Consider the following 17634-nt stretch of genomic DNA (forward strand, 5'->3'; position numbering starts at 1 on the left):
GGGCACCACCCCGCTGTGCGGGACCCACACCCCCCGGAGCCGGAGCGGGCCGCTGAGGTGCGGCGGCGGTTCGCGGAGGAGGCACGGGCCGAACGGCCCGACCTGGCCCTGCTGTGTGTGCTGGTGGGGGCGGCCGGCGACGGGGCGCTGGACGAGGCGGGCATCGACGCCGCCGAGATCGAACTCGACCGGCTGGCCGGGATGCTGCCGTTCCGGCCCGGCGGACCCCGTGAGTGGGCGGTCGCGACGGCCGAGCTGCTCGGTGAGCGGTGCGGATTCCGTGGTTCCGGCGCGGACTACCAACGCCTTGAGTCGTCACTGCTGCACCAGGTGCTCCTGCGGCGACGGGGGCTGCCGATCCTGTTGTCGGTGGTGTGGATGGAGGTGGCCCGGCGGGCGGGGGCTCCGGTGTACGGGGTCGCGCTGCCGGGGCACTTCGTGGTGGGGTTCGGGCCTCCCGACCAGCAGGTGCTGGCCGATCCCTTCGACGGGGGGCGGGTGTTGAGCGGCGGCGACGCGGAGTTGTTGGTCGCCGGGGCGACGGGGGCTCCGCTGGACCCCGGGACGCTGAGCCCGGCGGATCCGCTGGACGTGGTGCTGCGGATCCTCAACAACGTGCGGGCGTGGGCGGCGGCCCGGCCCGAGCGGTCCGACGTGGCGTTGTGGGCGCTGGAGCTGTCGTTGGCGTTGCCCTCGCATCCGGCGCGGTTGCGGTACGAGTGGGCGCAGTTGCTGGTGCGTCGGGGGGAGTTCGTGCGGGGGGCGGTCGAGTTGGAGGCGTACGCGGATGTGGTGGCGGGGGTGGATGCGGAGGCGGCCGAGCGGGTGCGGGGGCAGGCCGATGCGGCTCGTGCTCTGCTGAACTGAGGTCGCCTGATCGCCGTTCGGGGGCTGTCGCCGGGCGGGTGCGGGTGGGTTGTGGCTGGTCGCGCGGTTCCCCGCGCCCCTGAACTCCGCTGTCCCCGGGCGGAGCCACCAGTGCCGTATCCCTTCTACAGCCAGCCCTTTTCCCTTGCGGTCCGTACGGCCTCCGTGCGGTTTCTGACCGCCAGTTTGTGGATCGCCGTCGACAGGTAGTTGCGGACCGTGCCCTGGGAGAGGTGGAGGGATTTGGCGAGTTCCGCGTTGGTGGAGCCGTCGGCCGCTGCTCGGAGGACCTCGCGTTCGCGGTCGGTGAGGGGGTTGGCGCCCTCGGCGAGGGCAGCGGCCGCGAGGGTGGGGTCGATGACTCGTTCGCCGGCGAGGACTCGGCGTACGGCGGCGGCGAGTTGGGCGGCTGGGGCGTCCTTGACGAGGAAGGCGTCGGCGCCGGCTTCCATGGCGCTGCGGAGGTAGCCGGGGCGGCCGAAGGTGGTGAGGACGACCAGTTTGACGGCCGGGAGGGCCCGGTGGAGCTCGGCGGCCGCTTCGATTCCGGTGACGCCCGGCATCTCGATGTCGAGGAGGGCCACGTCGATGTCGTGGGCGCGGGCCGCCGCGAGGACCTCGTCGCCCCTGGCCACCTGGGCCACGACCTCGATGTCGCCTTCCAGACCGAGCAGGGCGGCCAGGGCCTCGCGGACCATCGACTGGTCCTCGGCGAGGAGGACCTTGATCATGCGGCTCATGCGCCGGATCCTACGTCCGAGCAGGGGGGTGCGGTGGGGGCTCTGGCCACCAGGCGGAAGCCGTGGTGGGCGGGGCCCGCTTCCAGTGTGCCGCCCGCCTTCTGGAGGCGTTCGGCGAGGCCCGTCAGACCGTTGCCGGCGGCGCTGTCGTGGTCGGCCATGCCCGCGGCGCGGTGGGCGCCGCCCGTGCCGTCGTCCTCGACGGAGAGTTCGAGGACGAGGCCGCCGAGGGTCTGGCGGCGGACGAGGGCGACCGTGCAGCGGTGGGCTCCGCTGTGCCGTACGACGTTGGTGACGGCCTCGCGCAGCGCCCAGGCCAGGGCGGTCTCGCTGGGCTCGGGGACGCCGGTGAGGTCGGGTTCGGCGGGCAGGTCGGCGGTGATGTCGGCGGCCGTCAGCACGGAGCGGGCGGCGGCGAGTTCGCCGTCCAGGCGGGGGCGGCGGTAACCGGTGACGGCCTCGCGCACGTCGACCAGGGCCTGGCGGCTGACCTGCTCGATGTCGGCGACCTGGCGGGCCGCCTGCTCGGGGTCGCCGGGGAGCATCCGGCCGGCCAGCTCGCTCTTGAGGGTGATCAGCGAGAGGGAGTGGCCCAGCAGGTCGTGCAGGTCGCGGGCGAGGCGCAGGCGTTCCTCGTTGGCGGCGAGCTGGGCGACGGTGGCGCGGGCCTGCCGCAACTCGACGGTGGTGCGGATCAGTTCCCGTACGCGGTCATCGAGAAGCCACCCAGCAGTGCCGGGAGGAGCAGTCCGGCCAGGAACCTCGTGCCGTCGGGGACGATGAGGGCGACCCCGGTGAGCAGGGCGGAGACGAGCGGAATGCTCCAGCGGGCGAGGCGCAGGGGCAGCGCGGCGCCGGAGGAGATCGACACGTACACGAAGAGCACCAGCCACTCGCGCCCCAGGGTGAGGGCGAGGACGGTCGACTGGGTGGTCAGGACGACGATCGAACCGACCACCACGGCATGGCCCTCGCCCCGTCCGGCGCGGAAGACCAGGGCGAAGTACCAGCTGACGAAGGCCACCAGGCCGAGCCAGCCGAGGACCTGGACGCCGGTGGAGTGCCCGCCGTGCAGCAGGTCGTTCACCGGCGCGCTCAGATAGACGAGCCAGATGCTGATCCAGAAGAACTTGACGCTCTTCTGCAAGGAGGTCCGCGGGCGCTGTCCTATGCCGAAACCGCTCACGCCTTCAGCGTGTCCTTCCGGTACAGCCAGGCCGCGCCGCCCGTGAACAGGGCGAAGAAGACGGCCAGGACGACGATGTCCTCGATGTGCGGGGCCCGGCTCTGTTCGATCGCCTGCCCCAGGGCAGCGTACGCGTGGGTGGGCACCCACCTGGCGATGTCCTGGAGCCACTGCGGGAAGGTCGTGGTCGGCATCCACAGGCCGCCGAGGATGGAGAGGCCGAAGTAGGTGATCATCGTGATCGGGCGGACCGCGTCCCCGGTCGCCAGGTAGCCGATCGCAACGCCCAGGGCGGCGAAGACGAGGCTGCCCGCCCAGATCGAGCCGGTCAGCGCGAGCCACTGCCAGGCGTCGAGCCGTACGCCCTTCACCGTGGCGGCGACGGCGAAGACCACGACGATGGACGGCAGGCTCACCACGGCGGCGCTCGCGGTCTTCGCGAGGACGTACCCGCGCCCCGGCAGCGTCGTCAGCCGCAGCTGCCGCACCCAGCCGCTCTCACGTTCCTTGGCGATGCGCTCGCTGTTGCCCATCAGGACGGCGGTGAGGGCGCCGAAGGACGCCATGGAGACCATCATGTACGTCGGCAGGGTCAGACCGGTGCCGCTGACCTTCTCCGTGGTGCTGGCGCTGCCCGCGATGAGCAGGAACAGGATCGACGGGTAGAGCACCGAGAAGAAGAGGAACTTGCGGTTGCGCAGGGCGCGGGTGAGTTCCAGCTTGATCAGGTCGTTCATGATGTGCGGGCCTCCTCGGCTGCCGTGATCGCGACGAAGGCCTGCTCCAGACCGAGCCCGGCGACCTCCAGGTTGCGGGGGTAGACACCGAGGCCGTAGAGGGCGTGAACGGTCGCGTCGGCGTCGGTGGACTGGATGCGGACGGTGCGGCCGGACACGTCGAGGGTGGTGAGGAACGGCAGGGCGCGCAGGCGGGTCTCGTCGACCGGGCCGTCGGGCAGGTCGAAGGAGATCCTGCGGGCGCCCGCCTTCGCCTTGATCTCCGCCGCCGTGCCGTCGGCCAGCAGCCGGCCCCGGTGCAGCACGAGCACGCGGTCGGCGATGGCGTCGGCCTCTTCGAGGTAGTGCGTGGCGAAAAGGACGGTACGGCCCCGGTCGGCCTGCTCGCGCATGGTGGCCCAGAAGGCCTGCCGGGCGGAGACGTCCATGCCGGTGGTGGGCTCGTCCAGGACGATCAGGTCGCTGTCGCCCGCGGTCGCGAGCGCGAACCGGACGCGCTGGGCCTGGCCGCCGGAGAGCTTGTCGACCTTGCGGTCGGCGATCCGGGTGACGCCGGCGCGGGCGAGCACCTCGGAGAGTGGGTACGGCCTGGGGTGCAGGGCGCAGGCCAGCTTGACCAGCTCGGCGACCGTGACCTCGTCCATCAGGCCGCCGCTCTGCAGCATGGCGCCCACACGTCCGGCGACGATCGCCTCGCGCGGGCCGGTGCCGAAGACGCGGACCGTGCCGCTGTCGGCGTGCTTGAGGCCGAGCAGGAGGTCGAGGGTGGTGGACTTGCCGGCTCCGTTGGGCCCCAGCAGGGCCACGGTCTCCCCGGGGTGCAGGGTGAGCGTCAGCCCGTCCACGGCCCGGACGTCGCCGTACGCCTTGGTCACCCGGTCGAACACGACCACGTCCGGGCCGGCGGTCCTCGTCGTCGTGGTCGTCGTGACCGTCGAATCCTTCGTGGCTGTCGTCGGTGTCGTCGGTGTCGTCGTCATGGGGACCATCGTGGTCGCGGCGGGGGTGTGCCCGGCAGTGTCGGCGGTCCTGAACGCGGGATGACAGAAGTCATACCGGCGGCGGTGACATCCGCGCTCCGGCGCGGCCCCCGCATGGTCCGGCATGTCCCCGGCATACGGGGAGGGGGCGCCCGGCGTGCGCCGGATGCCCCCTCCCCGTGGACCGGAACCGTTAGCTGGGTTCGGTGTCGATGACCGCCACCCGGTCCGTCTTGCTCTTCAGGGCCAGGCGCAGGGCGCCGTAGACGTCCTCGACCGTGACCGCGGTCTTCTCGCCGTTGGCGCGGGTGATGAGGACGTCGTCGAAGGTGCCGCCGTAGAGCTCCTTGAGCGCCGCCTCGTCGTAGGAATCGACGAGCTTGCCGTCGATCGGCTTGACCTTGAGGAACTTCCACAGGGAGTTCTGCGGGCTCAACAGGACGCTGTGCGCGGCGTCCGTCTGCACGGTGACACTGGCCGACATCGCCGGCCCCGCGAACTCCTTCATGAACCGGTCGACCTCGGCCTTGTCGACCGACGGCTCCTTCGTCGTGGTCGGGAGCTGAACGGCGGCGGCCTTGCCGGTCTCGACCTGGGTGCGGTACGCCTCCTCGACGGCGTCCGTGGACTCGTCGACGTCGATGCCCTTGCCCGCCTTGCCGTAGACGGCGACGGCCTTGCCCGCCTCGTACTTGACGGTGCCGTCGGTCGCCGAGCCGGAGCTGCCCGCGGCGCGCGCCAGGGCCGCCTCCAGCTTCTCCTCGTCGACGGGCATGGCGGGCACCACGACCCGCTTCTGGCCGAAGAGCGAGCCGATCACCGTCATGGGGTTGTAGTCGCTGACGGCGGCGGCGCTGACCGTGGCCTGCTTGTCGAACTGGAGTCCGGCCTGGTCGGGCTTGAGGGAGACGGCCTCGCCGTCGACCGTGAGCTTCAGCGCCTCGTTCGTGCGGTCGCCGAAGGCCTTGTCGAGCTTGTTGACGGCCTCGTCGCGGGTGCCGCCGCCGATGTCGACGCCGAGCACGGTGGTGCCCTTGGGGACGTCGGAGTGGTTCATGAGGAGCCCGGCGCCGTAGACACCGCCGCCGAGGACGACCACACCGCCGACGAGCAGCCCGAGCTTGCTGCGGCCCTTCTTCTTGGCCGGCTTCGACGCCTTCGCGTTCTTCTTGGAGCCTGACTTCTGCGAACCGGACTTCTGCTGCGGGCCGGGGTCGGGCAGCTTCGGCGGGGTGTGCCGCACCGCGCCGTCGGGGCCGCCCGCGCCGAACGGCGGGCCCTGGGTGCCGGGGGGCACGACCGGGATACCGCTGGTCAGGGTGTGCCCGGAGGGGTTGTCGGCATGGCCGTGGCCGCCGTAGCCGGGGGTGCCCGGTTCGGGGGCGGGCCGCTGCGGGGTGAGGACCGCGGTGTCGTCGCTGAGGCCGCCGCCGGGGCCCGCGTAGGCGCCGGGCGCGGAGAAGTCCGTCGAGGGGCCGCCGAAGGGGCTGCCCTGGCCGTTCTGACCCGGCGGCGGGCCGAGCGGACTGTCGCCGGTGACGGGGCCGCCGGTCGGGCCGGCCGGGCCGGACCGGCCGTTCGGGCCGCCGAGGCCGCCGCCGTTGTCCGAGAAGTACGGCAGGTCGTCGCGCTCGGGCTTGGTGCCGGCCAGCGCGGCCGACACGTCGAAGGAGCCGGTGCCGCCGCCGTGTCCGGGAGCGACCGGTCCGGCGCCGGTGGCACCGGGGAGCCCGGCGCCGTTCGTACCGCCGGCTCCGCCCGGGCCTCCCGGGCCGGTCATGCCGCCGGGCCGGGAGCCGGCGCCCGCGCCGGGGCGCGGGCCGGGCTGTGCGCCACCAGGGCCACCGGGGCCGCCTGGCGCGCCAGGGCCGCCGGCCAGCGGGCCTGTGCCGCCCGTGCCGGGGCCGCCGGACGCGCCGGCACCCGGGCCGCCGATCCCGCCCGTGGCGAAACCGGCGCCATTACTGGCGCCGCCGCCCGGCCTCGTGGGTGGCGGCGCCGAGTTCCTGCGCGGCGCGAACCAGTCGCTCGTCGGCTTGTCGTCGGCGGCCTGCGCGGGCGGTTCCGGCGCGGGCGCCGGGGTGTCCGTCAGCACGGGCATGGCCATGGTGCCGGTGGTCTGCGACTCGGACCCGGCGTCGTCCGCGCCGCTCTCCCTGTCGCCGACCGGCGTGCGGACGACGACCGGCGGGATGGGGCGCGACCCGGGGATGTTGATCCGGACCCGCGTCGTCAGTGTGGTCTCGGTCTTGGGACCGTCCGGCCGCTCGCCGGCCGTCCGGGCCGCGTCGGCACCGCCCTCGGTGGCCATGGGCGTGCCGTAGGGCGGTGTCCCCGACGGGTACGCGGTGCTGCCGCGCCCATTGGCCCCGGAGGACGAAGTGTCAGTTTCACGACTCAAGGCAGGTTCTCCCGGTTTGCTCCGCCGCCCGTCACGACCTCAACTCAGCGGGCAGCTCGGCGGCGCGCACCACCATACTGGCCACTTCCGGCGCGTATCCCACGACCGCGTGGGAAACCCACACGGGACCCGCACCCGAGCACTGCGGCGAAGTGGTACGTCACTTCCCAAGTCGGGCGTCGGGCCCGATCGGTTGCCGCCCCCACCCAAGGGTGGCGCACATCACAGCCACAGCCATGCCCCCGAGCAGGAAGAGATACGAGCCGACTCCCGCGCCGAACAGGAAGTCTCCCTCCGGCCGGGTGGACGTCAGCAGGACGACGGAGATCATCCACCCGGCGCCCGGCGCAACGGCCCCGGATCTGCCGCCCGTCGCCCGGGCGCCGCCCAGGAAGAGCCCGGCCGCGCCGAGCAGCGAGAGCAGCAATCCGCCGGGGAACCAAGCGGCTTGGAGCAGTCCGCCCGCCATCCCGACCACGGCTCCCAGGACGAAGAGTCCCAGGTGGGCGGCGGTCCGCCCCAGCGGGGGCAGCGTCAACGGCTGGGCGAGCGCGCTGCTTTGTCCGCCCGCTCCCGCACCCGTCGGCCGGTTCGCCGACCGGTCCTTCGGCTTCATCGCCGGCCCGCCTCTCGGCAGCCGGGCGGGCGCACCACTCGTTTCTCATACCCATGCGTACGCATCACAGGGCCGTTCCGTTCTGCTGTTCCTCAAAAGAAATGCCGGGAATCCCCTCGAACAAGTCGCTCTCCCGGCTCCCTCCTTCCCTTCTGCCGCGTACCAACTCGTAGTACTCGGTGGTCAAAAGGGGCTGTGCCAGCGCGTTGGAGAGGGCGAAGTACGGCTCGGCGACCTCGATCTGGGTGGCGTGCGCCCGCATCGCGGCGATCTTCGCTGCCGCGAAGTCGGTGCCGTCGATCTCGGTGGTGACGATGTAGTCGTCGACCACTCCCGGCACATCGGTGACGGCCGCGGCCTGCCTGAAGGGCAGCCGTCCGGGCTCGGCGAGGTCGCGGAGCAGCCGGCTGAAGCCCGCCACGACCACACCGCGCGGCACCCGGTTCCAGTAGACCTTGTCGATCTCCCAGGGCTCGCCCAGGTCGGGGCGGAAGTCCGGGTCGGCGGTCAGACCGGCGGCGCGCATGGCGACGCGGTGGGCCTGGATGTGGTCGGGATGGCCGTAGCCGCCGTTGGGGTCGTAGGTGACGAGGACCTGGGGGCGTACCTCGCGGATCACCTGGACCAGGTGGGCGGCGGCCTCGTCGAGGTCGGCGGACCAGAAGGCGCCGGGGCGCTCGTTCTGTTCGACGCCCATCATCCCGGAGTCGCGGTAGCGCCCGGGGCCGCCGAGGAAGCGGTGGTCGGTGACGCCGAGTTCCTTCATGGCCTCGGCCAGCTCGTCCACCCGGTGCGGGCCCAGCGCGTCGTCGCGGTCGGGCGTGAGATGTGCCAGCCGAGGCGGGATGACCTCACCCTCTTCGCCGAGGGTGCAGGTCACCAGCGTCACCCGCGTCCCCTCGGCCGCGTACTTGGCCATGGTCGCGCCGTTGTTGATCGACTCGTCGTCCGGGTGCGCGTGCACCAGGAGCAGTCGGCGTGCGACGCGAGATGGGGGTCCCCCCGGCCGGAGGGCGGGGGAGGGCAGATCCGTCATGGACCCACCCTACGAGGCGCCTGTCACCCGCCCGTGCCGGACGTGGGCATTCACAGGAACGGACGGGCCGCGGGGGTACGGCAGCGGACCCCGGCGGACGGAGGCGTCAGAATTTGATACTGCCGATCATGCCCGCGATGTTGGTCGTCAGCTCGCTGATCGTCGGCGCGATGGTCGAGGAGGCGAGATAGAAGCCGAGCAGGATGCAGATGATCGCGTGTGGTGCCTTCAGCCCTGATTTCTTGATCAGGATGAAGACGATGATCGCCAGCAGCACCACCGCCGAAATCGAGAGTGCCACGGCGGCTCACCTCCAAAAAGTTCCCTGGGACCTGGGGAGCGAAGCAGTTGTCAAACGATGACGCGGGTGACGCAGTCGTAAATCCGTACAGCGGCCAGCAGGTTCATACCCACTCAGCGGTAGTGATCATAACTATCCATACGCGCGCATCGATCGGCGCACGGCCGCACAAGGGGGCGCATGGCCAATATGGTCAGGGCATGACGACCCAGCCCGAATCCTTCCCTCGCCGACACGCCCGGACACAACGTTTCATCCTCGGCGCGCCGCGTGCCTTCTCCGTCGCGCCGGACGGGTCCCGCGTCGTGTTCCTGCGGTCCCCGTCCGGCACCGAACGGGCCAACAGGCTCTGGGTGCTGGACGTCCCGGACGGCGCCGGCCGAAGCGGTACAGGGGTCCCCCGCGAGGGCCTGGAGAGGGTCGCGGCCGACCCGGGCGCGCTGCTCGCCGGATCATCGGAGGAGCTGCCCGCCGAGGAGCGGGCGCGCCGTGAGCGCAGCCGTGAGGGCGGCGCCGGAATCGTCGGCTATGCCACCGACGCGGCCGTGGAGATGGCCTCCTTCGCCTTGTCGGGGCGGCTGTTCGTGGCCGAGCTGCGTGCCGGGACGGCCCGTGAACTGGCCGTCCCCGGACCGGTGATCGACCCCCGCCCCTCCCCCGACGGCCGGTACGTCGCGTACGCCGCCCGGGGCGCGCTGCGCGTCGTCGAGGCGGAGGGCGGCGACGACAGGGCGCTCACCGAGGAGGCGTCGGGGAACGTCACGCACGGTCTGGCGGAGTTCATCGCGGCCGAGGAGATGGGCCGTTCGCGTGGCTTCTGGTGGTCGCCCGACTCGGACCGGCTACTCGTCTCACGGGTGGACGACACGCCGGTGCGCAGGTGGTGGATCGCGGACCCCGCGCAGCCGGAGAGGGACCCGCAGCGGGTGGCGTATCCGGCGGCCGGCACCGCCAACGCGGACGTACGGCTCTTCGTGACGGACCTGTCCGGGGCCCGTACGGAGGTCGTGTGGGACCGGGTCCGTTACCCGTATCTGGCGCATGTGCACTGGTCAGCGGCGGGTGCGCCGTTGATCCTGGTGCAGGCGCGGGACCAGCTCAGCCAGCTGTTCCTGGCCGTGGACCCGGACTCCGGGGCGACCCGGATGGTGCACGCCGACGAAGATCCACATTGGCTTGATCTTTTCCCTGGGGTGCCCGCCTGGAGTCCGTCGGGGCAGCTCGTGCGTGTCGCGGACGAGGGCGGCGCGCGGGTACTGGCGGTCGGCGAACGCCCGCTGACCGGCCCTCAGTTGCACATCCGCGCGGTTCTCGACGTGTCCGACGACAATGTGCTGGTCTCCGCGTCGGCGGGCGAGGCCGCCGACGATCCGGAGATCGGCGAGATCCACGTCTACCGCGTGAACGAGCTGGGCTGGGAGCGCGTCTCGCAGGAGCCTGGCGTGCACTCGGCCGTGCGCGCGGGGGGTGTGACCGTGCTCGTCTCCGCCGTACCGGACCGGGCGGGCACCCAGGTGCGGGTGCTGCGGGACGGCAAGCACGTGGCAACTGTGGCTTCTCATGCGGAAGATCCGGGTCTGTCCCCGCGCGTGCAATTCACACAGGGGGGCGCACGCCGCGTACCGTGCGCCCTGCTTATGCCGAGCGACTACGACGGGGTCACACCCTTGCCGGTCCTCATGGACCCCTACGCCGGTCCGCACGGCCCCCGGGTACTGGCGGCGCACAACCCGCACCTCACCTCGCAGTGGTTCGCCGACCAGGGTTTCGCGGTGGTGGTCGCCGACGGCCGGGGCACGCCGGGCCGCTCCCCCGCCTGGGAGAAGGAGATCGACGGGGACTTCACGCTCTCCCTGGACGACCAGGTGGACGCGCTGCGCGACCTCGCGAAGTCGCATCCGCTGGACCTGTCCCGGGTGGCGATCCGCGGCTGGTCGTACGGCGGCTGGCTCGCGGCCCTCGCGGTGCTGCGCCGCCCGGACGTCTTCCACGCCGCAATCGCGGGCGCCCCGGTCACCGACTGGCGGCTGTACGACACGCACTACACCGAGCGGTACCTGGGCGATCCGACGAAGGCCCCGGCGGCGTACGCGAAGAGTTCGCTGGTGACGGACGAGGGGCTGTCCGACCCCGCCGAGCCGCACCGCCCGCTGATGATCGTGCACGGCACCGCCGACGACAACGTGGTCTTCGCCCACGCCCTGCGCCTGTCCTCGGCGCTTCTGGCGGCCGGCCGCCCGCACGAGGTACTGCCGCTCTCCGGGGTCACCCACATCACCCCGCAGGAACAGGTCGCGGAGAATCTGCTGCTGCTCCAGGTGGACTTCCTGAAGCGCTCGCTGGGGATGGAATAGCACGGCAACGGGCCGGGGCTACATGGCGAGCCCCGGCCCGTTTACGGCACCCGCACGGCCGTACGTTGTTCAGACTCGCGCGTCCGTATATCGGAACGGGGTCAGCCAAGTTGCTTGCGCGTTAACGCGGTTGATGCGTATTTGTGTGGTTATTCGGCGTCATTCACATGATCGTCCGCAGGCCCGTGGGGCGGGTTCCCGGGTGGCTCCTCGGACGGCTCCTCGGGTGGTACGACCTGCTTCTCCTCCGCGAAGTGGCAGGCCGAGTCATGGGCCGCCGGGCCGGTCGTGAGGCGGAACTCCGCCGGGACCGCGAGCAGCGGCACCTCCAGCGCGCACCGCTCCTGGGCCTTCCAGCAGCGGGTGCGAAAGCGGCAGCCGGACGGGATGTTCGTCGGGGAGGGCACGTCACCGAAGAGGATGATCCGCTCCCGGTGCTCGCGGGCCTCGGGGTCCGGCACGGGCACGGCGGACAGCAGCGCCTGGGTGTAGGGATGCGTCGGGTGGTCGTAGATCTCGGCGTCGCGGCCGATCTCCACGATCCGCCCGAGGTACATCACGCCCACCCGGTCGGAGATGTGCCGCACGATCGACAGGTCGTGCGCGATGAAGACGTACGACAGTGCGAACTCGCCCTGGAGGCGGTCCAGCAGGTTGATGACCTGGGCCTGGACGGAGACGTCGAGGGCGGAGACGGGCTCGTCGGCGACGATGATCTCGGGGCGGAGCGCCAAGCCGCGCGCGATGCCGATGCGTTGGCGCTGACCGCCGGAGAACTGGTGCGGATAGCGGTTGATGTACTCGGGGTTGAGCCCGACCACGTCGAGGAGTTCCTGCACCCGGCGCCGACGGTCGCCCTTGGGTGCGACCTCGGGATGGATGTCGTACGGCTCCCCGATGATGTCGCCGACCGTCATGCGCGGGTTGAGGGAGGTGTACGGGTCCTGGAAGACCATCTGGATGTTGCGGCGGACGGACTTGAGGGCCCGGCCGGAGAGCTTGGTGATGTCCTCGCCCTTGTACTTGATCGAGCCGGCGGTCGGCCGCTCAAGATTGACGAGCATCTTGGCGACTGTCGACTTGCCGCAGCCGGACTCCCCGACGATGCCGAGGGTCTCTCCTTTGTTGAGCGTGAAGTCCACACCGTCAACAGCCTTGACGGCACCGACCTGCTTCTTGAACAGAACGCCCTGAGTCAACGGGAAATGCTTGACCAGTCCACTGACCTCAAGGATCGGCTCAACCCTTGACCCGACTGCCTCAACTGTTGACTCGGTCATCGAGGCACTCCCTCCAGAAGTGGCAGGCGCTCATCCGGATGCCGTCCGACGGCTCCACGTCGTACAGCGGGGGTACGTCGGTCCGGCACACGTCGCGAGCCATCGGGCAGCGGGGGTTGAAGGCGCAGCCGGGCGGGATGTTCATGAGGTTGGGCGGCAGACCCTTGATCGCGTACAGCTCCTGGCCCTTCTGGTCCAGCCGCGGGATCGAGTCGAGCAGGCCCCGGGTGTAGGGGTGGGCGGGTGCCTTGTAGATGTCGTGCACGGGGGCGGACTCCACGATGCGGCCCGCGTACATCACGGCGATGCGGTCGGCGACGTCCGCGACCACGCCGAGGTCGTGGGTGATGAGGATGAGGCCCATGTCGAGCTCGCGCCGGAGTTCGGCGAGGAGGTCCATGACCTGGGCCTGGACGGTGACGTCCAACGCCGTCGTCGGTTCGTCGGCGATGATCAGCGAGGGTTCGAGGGCCAGCGCCATGGCGATCATGATGCGCTGGCGCATACCGCCGGAGAACTGGTGCGGATAGTCCCGTACGCGCTCCTTGGCGGCCGGGATGCGGACCCGGTCCATCAGCTCGACGGCCCTGGCGCGGGCGTCCTTCTTCGACAGGCCCCGGTGCACCACGAACATCTCGCCGAGCTGGTCGCCCACGCTCAGCACGGGGTTCAACGAGGACAGCGCGTCCTGGAAGATCATCGCCATCCCGGCGCCGCGGATCTTCCGCCGCTCCTCCCCCTTGAGCTTCAGCAGGTCCTGGCCCTTGAAGAGGATCTCGCCGCCGGTGATCCTGCCGGGCGGCATGTCGAGGATGCCCATGATCGCCTGTGCCGTGACCGACTTGCCGGAGCCGGACTCGCCGAGCACGGCGAGCGTCTGGCCCTCGTCCACGCCGTAGTTGACGCCGTTGACGGCCCTGGCGACCCCGTCCCGGGTCCGGAACTCCACGTGCAGGTCACGCACTTCGAGCAGCATGGCGGCGGCTCACCTCAGTTTCGGGTCGAGGGCGTCGCGCACCGCGTCGCCGAGCATGATGAACGCGAGGACGGTGACCGCGAGGGCCCCGGAGGGCCACAGCAGCGCGTGCGGGGCGTTGCGGATGTACGGGGAGGCGGCGGAGATGTCGATGCCCCAGGACACACTCGGCGGTTTCAGCCCGACACCGAGGTACGACAGGGTCGCCTCCAGCGCGATGTACGTGCCGAGCGCGATGGTGGCGACGACGATGACCGGGGCGACCGCGTTCGGGGTGATGTGCCGCAGCAGCATGCGGGAGTTGGAGGCGCCGAGGGCGCGGGCCGCCTGGACGTAGTCGTTCTGTTTGGCGGTGATGACCGCGCCGCGGGCGATGCGGGAGATCTGCGGCCAGCCGAGCAGCACCATGAACCCGATCACCGGCCAGACGCTGTTGTTGGTGACCACGGACAGCAGCACCAGGCCGCCGAGCACCACCGGGATCGCGAAGAACACGTCGGTGATCCGGGACAGCACCGAGTCCCAGCCTCCCCCGAAGAACCCGGCGAGCCCGCCGAGCACCGACCCGAGGAGCGCGACACCGAGCGTGGCGCAGACACCGACGGCGATCGAGATGCGCGCCCCGTAGACGGTACGGGTGTACACGTCGCAGCCCTGGCCGTCGTAGCCGAAGGGGTGGCCGGGGCCAGAGCCCTGCTGGGCCTTGGACAGGTCGCACTTGAGCGGGTTGCCGGAGGCGATCAGGGACGGCCAGAGGGAGATGACGACGAGGAAGAGGATGACCAGCCCCGAGATGATGAAGACGGGGTTGCGGCGCAGGTCGCGCCAGGCGTCCGACCAGAGGCTGCGGGCCTTGTCGGACGGGCCGCCGTTGTCCGTGTTACCGAGGCCCTTCTCCAGGGTCTCCCCCTCGCTGGTGGCCAGGTCCATGGCGCCGCCCATCCCCGTCGCTGCGATCGCCCCGTCCTCGGCGGCGCGTCCGCCGCCCGAGAGCTGCGGCCCACGTCCGCCGCCCGAGAGCTGCGGCCCACGTCCGCCGCCTGAGAGCTGCGGCCCACGTCCGCCGCCTGACAGACGTGGCTCGCGTCCGCCGCCGGGGACATGCGGCTGAGGCGGCTGCGGCTCAGGCATAGCGGATCCTCGGGTCGAGTACGGCGTAGAGGAGGTCGACGAGCAGGTTGGCGATCAGGAACACCAGGACGAGGACGGTCACGAAGCCGACGACGGTCTGGGTGTTCTGGCGGAGGATGCCCTGGTAGAGCTGGTAGCCGACGCCGTGGATGTTGAAGATCCGCTCGGTGACGATGGCGCCGCCCATCAGGGCGCCGATGTCGGTGCCGATGAAGGTGACCACGGGGATCAGGGAGTTCCGCAGCAGGTGTTTGCGGATCACCCGGTGCCGGGGCAGGCCCTTGGCGACTGCGGTGCGGACGTAGTCGGCGCGGGCGTTCTCGGCGATGGACGTACGGGTCAGCCGGGTCACGTAGGCGAGGGAGACGGAGGCGAGGACGAGCCCGGGGACGATCAGCTCGTCGAAGGGGGCGTCGGAGGAGACCGACGGGCGCATCCAGGCCCACTCCACGCCCAGCAGCAGCTGGAGCAGCAGACCGGTGACGAAGGTGGGCACCGAGATGACGATCAGGGTGACCAGCAGGGCCCCGGTGTCGACGGGCCGGCCGCGGCGCAGCCCGGTGACGACACCGAGGGTGATGCCGATGACGACCTCGAAGAGGATCGCGATGATGGTCAGCCGGATGGTGACCGGGAAGGCGGAGGCCATCAGCTCGGTGACCTCCTGCCCGTTGAACGCGGTGCCGAAGTCGCCGGTGAAGACATTGCCCATGTAGGTCAGGTATTGCTGCCAGACCGGCTTGTCGAGGCCGAACTCGCGGCGCAGCTGGGCGGCGGTGGCGGGGTCGCACTCCCGGTCGCCGCACAGGCCCGCGATGGGATCGCCCATCACGTTCACCATGAGGAAGATCAGCAGTGTGGCGCCGACGAAGACCGGGATCATCTGCAGCAGGCGACGGACGACATACCGTCCCATCAGATGTCAGCTGACCTTGATCTGGTCGTAGACCGGCACGCTGAACGGGTTCAAAGAGACATCCGAGAGGCGCTCGGAGTAGCCCGCGCTGCCGTTCTGGTACCAGAGCGGGATGGCGGCCATGTTGTCCCGGACGACCTCCTCGGCCTGCTGGAACTTCTCGACGGCCTTGCCGCTGTCCTCCTCGGCGTTGGCCTCGTCGACGAGCTTGTCGAACTCGGCGTTGGACCACTTGCCGTCGTTGGAGGAGGCGTTGGTGTAGTACAGCGGCTGCAGGAAGTTCTGGATCAGCGGGTAGTCCATCTGCCAGCCGGCGCGGAACGGGCCGCTCATCTTCCGCTGGGTGATCTGGTTGCGGTAGTCGGCGAAGGTGCCGACGGGGTTGCCGACGCACGCCTTGTCGTTGTCGAGGGCGTTGTTGATGGAGTTGCAGACGGCGTCGACCCACTGTTTGTGGGAGCCGGTGTCCGCGTTGTACGTGATCTTGACCTGGCCGCCGGGGAGGCCGCCGCCGTCCTCGATCAGCTTCTTGGCCGCGTCCGCGTCGTACTCGCAGGAGTCACCGCACAGGCCCTCCTTGTAGCCGCCCTCCTCGCCGAGGACGGGTGAGGTCCAGTCGGTGGCCGGGGTGCGGGTCTTCTGGAAGATGGTGTCGGTGATCTGGTCGCGGTCGATGGCCCGGGACAGGCCCGCGCGGACCTTCTCCATGCCGTCCTTGCCCCAGGTGTCGTCGTAGAACGGGAAGGAGAGGGTCTGGATGATGCCGGCCGGGGTGTTGATGTACCGGTCGCCGAGGTCGGCTTCGACGTTCTTGAGCTGGGCGGCCGGGACGTCGTCGACGAGGTCGAGGTTGCCCGCCATCAGGTCGGTGTAGGCGGTGTTGTTGTCGGTGTAGACCTTCAGATCCACGCCACCGTTCTGCGCCTTGTCCTCACCGGGGTAGTCGTCCCACTTCCGGACCGACAGCTGGGAGCCCTTGGTGTACGAGTCGACGGCGTACGGGCCGTTGCCGACGGGCTTGCTCAGCCAGGCGTCATGGTCGGTGAAGAACGACTGCGGCAGCGGGGCGTAGGCGTTGTACCCGAGGGTGTCGGGGAAGGTCGAGAACTTCTGGGTGAGCTTGACGGTGAAGGTGTCCTCGTCGACGACCTTCAGCCCGGAGAGGGTGTCGGCGGTCTGCTTGCTGCCGTCGTCGGGGTGCGTCTTGTCGTAGCCCTCGATGTACTCGAAGAAGTACGCGTTCTTCTGGTTGTTCTTCAGGCTGGCCCCGTAGTTCCAGGCGTCCACGAAGGACTCGGCGGTGACCCTCTCGCCGTTGCTGAAGGTCCAGTCGTCCTTGATGGTGATGGTGAAGTTCTGCGAGTCGGTGGTCTCGATCTCCTCGGCGAGCATGTCCTTCGCCTCACCGGTCCTGGGGTCGTACCGCTTCAGCCCGCGGAAGATCATGTCGAGCACCTTGCCGCCCTGCACCTCGTTGGTGTTGGCCGGCTCCAACGGGTTCTGCGGGTCGCCCCAGGAGGAGCTGAGCACGGCGGCGGTGTCACCGCTGCCGCTGTCGTCGTCCCCGCCCCCACAGGCGGTCGCGGCGAGGGCGACGGCCGCCGCGCCGGCGATCCATCGGGCGTGCGTGGCTCCGCGCATGGGGTGCCTCCTCGGTGAGTGCGCAGTGGTCTCGGTACTGCGCCGTGCTCCAGCGCGCCAGGGCGCTGCTCCGTTACCGGTCAATATCGACCTATAGCGCGCATACCGCACATACCGTCCACCCGACCGGGTGCAGTTCGCGTCCGGATGCACGAATTCCGGGCATGCGGCGCCCGTATCGCCGGTGTGGGGCAGGGGTGACGGGGAGCGAGGGACGGGGCGGGATCAGCCGGGTGCGCTCGCGGGCTTGGCCGGGTGAACAGCCGCCCTCTTGACGCCGCCGTGGAAGGCACACGGGGCCGCAGTCGTGATGGCTATGACAGTCACCGGAGTGTCACCCTCACGGAGATGAGAGGTGCCCACGAGGCCGGTGGCGAGTTCTATGCAGGTGTCGGCACCCCCCTCGCTGTAGCTGGACTTCTGCCACCCGAGCCGGGCCATGCACACTTTCCTGGAGCAGGGTGTCCCCTAG

General features: G+C 70.6%; 15 protein-coding genes and 1 pseudogene. 2 read left to right on the forward strand and 14 right to left on the reverse strand.

Features of this window, described 5'->3' with window-relative positions; genetic code table 11:
• Positions 1–15 precede the first annotated feature (15 nt).
• Positions 16–867, forward strand: a complete 852-nt coding sequence (locus tag I8N67_RS25515) for a transglutaminase-like and tetratricopeptide repeat-containing protein (RefSeq protein ID WP_307835373.1) — start codon at positions 16–18, stop codon at positions 865–867.
• Positions 868–992: 125 nt separating this feature from the next.
• On the opposite strand, the gene I8N67_RS25520 is transcribed toward I8N67_RS25515, so the two are convergent.
• From I8N67_RS25520 to I8N67_RS25555, 8 genes and pseudogenes are all read right to left on the reverse strand, one after another.
• Positions 993–1607 (reverse strand): response regulator transcription factor, encoded by a 615-nt coding sequence (locus I8N67_RS25520; protein WP_200305923.1) that lies wholly within the window; start codon positions 1605–1607, stop codon positions 993–995.
• Positions 1604–2793: pseudogene (locus I8N67_RS25525) on the reverse strand (sensor histidine kinase). The gene I8N67_RS25520 and the pseudogene I8N67_RS25525 overlap by 4 nt, the downstream one beginning before the upstream one ends.
• Entirely contained in the window at positions 2790–3530 is a 741-nt protein-coding gene (locus I8N67_RS25530; protein ID WP_200305925.1) for an ABC transporter permease, read from the reverse strand. Before I8N67_RS25530 ends, I8N67_RS25525 begins: the two are co-directional and overlap by 4 nt.
• The gene (locus I8N67_RS25535; protein ID WP_234046270.1) at positions 3527–4510 is read right to left on the reverse strand and encodes an ABC transporter ATP-binding protein; all 984 of its coding nucleotides are present in this window, start codon (positions 4508–4510) and stop codon (positions 3527–3529) included. The genes I8N67_RS25530 and I8N67_RS25535 overlap by 4 nt, the downstream gene beginning before the upstream one ends.
• 193 nt (positions 4511–4703) lie before the next feature.
• Positions 4704–6911: a hypothetical protein gene (locus I8N67_RS25540; RefSeq protein WP_200305927.1), complete on the reverse strand. Its 2208-nt coding sequence runs from the start codon at positions 6909–6911 to the stop codon at positions 4704–4706.
• 160 nt (positions 6912–7071) lie between these two features.
• Positions 7072–7527 carry a DUF6113 family protein gene (locus tag I8N67_RS25545; protein ID WP_200305929.1) on the reverse strand — a complete coding sequence of 152 codons (456 nt, stop codon included), beginning with the start codon at positions 7525–7527 and terminating at the stop codon, positions 7072–7074.
• A gap of 64 nt (positions 7528–7591) precedes the next feature.
• Positions 7592–8563, reverse strand: coding sequence for an N-acetyl-1-D-myo-inositol-2-amino-2-deoxy-alpha-D-glucopyranoside deacetylase (mshB, locus tag I8N67_RS25550; protein ID WP_200305931.1), 972 nt, complete (start codon positions 8561–8563; stop codon positions 7592–7594).
• Positions 8564–8669: 106 nt separating this feature from the next.
• Positions 8670–8864, reverse strand: a complete 195-nt coding sequence (locus tag I8N67_RS25555) for a hypothetical protein (RefSeq protein WP_005480627.1) — start codon at positions 8862–8864, stop codon at positions 8670–8672.
• A 200-nt stretch (positions 8865–9064) separates the two neighbouring features.
• Here I8N67_RS25555 and I8N67_RS25560 point away from each other — a divergent pair, with 200 nt between their 5' ends.
• Positions 9065–11218 carry a S9 family peptidase gene (locus I8N67_RS25560; protein ID WP_200305933.1) on the forward strand — a complete coding sequence of 718 codons (2154 nt, stop codon included), beginning with the start codon at positions 9065–9067 and terminating at the stop codon, positions 11216–11218.
• A 149-nt stretch (positions 11219–11367) separates the two neighbouring features.
• Here the strand turns inward: I8N67_RS25560 and I8N67_RS25565 are convergent, their stop codons facing one another.
• From I8N67_RS25565 to I8N67_RS25590, 6 genes are all read right to left on the reverse strand, one after another.
• Positions 11368–12498, reverse strand: a complete 1131-nt coding sequence (locus I8N67_RS25565) for an ABC transporter ATP-binding protein (protein ID WP_200305935.1) — start codon at positions 12496–12498, stop codon at positions 11368–11370.
• Positions 12479–13474: an ABC transporter ATP-binding protein gene (locus I8N67_RS25570; RefSeq protein ID WP_200305937.1), complete on the reverse strand. Its 996-nt coding sequence runs from the start codon at positions 13472–13474 to the stop codon at positions 12479–12481. The genes I8N67_RS25565 and I8N67_RS25570 overlap by 20 nt, the downstream gene beginning before the upstream one ends.
• 9 nt (positions 13475–13483) lie before the next feature.
• Entirely contained in the window at positions 13484–14416 is a 933-nt protein-coding gene (locus I8N67_RS25575; protein WP_200305955.1) for an ABC transporter permease, read from the reverse strand.
• Between the two features lie 181 nt (positions 14417–14597).
• The gene (locus I8N67_RS25580) at positions 14598–15521 is read right to left on the reverse strand and encodes an ABC transporter permease (RefSeq protein ID WP_200305939.1); all 924 of its coding nucleotides are present in this window, start codon (positions 15519–15521) and stop codon (positions 14598–14600) included.
• 6 nt (positions 15522–15527) lie between these two features.
• The gene (locus I8N67_RS25585; RefSeq protein ID WP_200305941.1) at positions 15528–17162 is read right to left on the reverse strand and encodes a peptide ABC transporter substrate-binding protein; all 1635 of its coding nucleotides are present in this window, start codon (positions 17160–17162) and stop codon (positions 15528–15530) included.
• A 225-nt stretch (positions 17163–17387) separates the two neighbouring features.
• Positions 17388–17603: a DUF397 domain-containing protein gene (locus I8N67_RS25590; protein WP_200305943.1), complete on the reverse strand. Its 216-nt coding sequence runs from the start codon at positions 17601–17603 to the stop codon at positions 17388–17390.
• Positions 17604–17634 lie beyond the last annotated feature (31 nt).

Origin of the sequence: Streptomyces adelaidensis (assembly GCF_016598475.1) — a bacterium.
Taxonomy (GTDB): domain Bacteria; phylum Actinomycetota; class Actinomycetes; order Streptomycetales; family Streptomycetaceae; genus Streptomyces; species Streptomyces adelaidensis.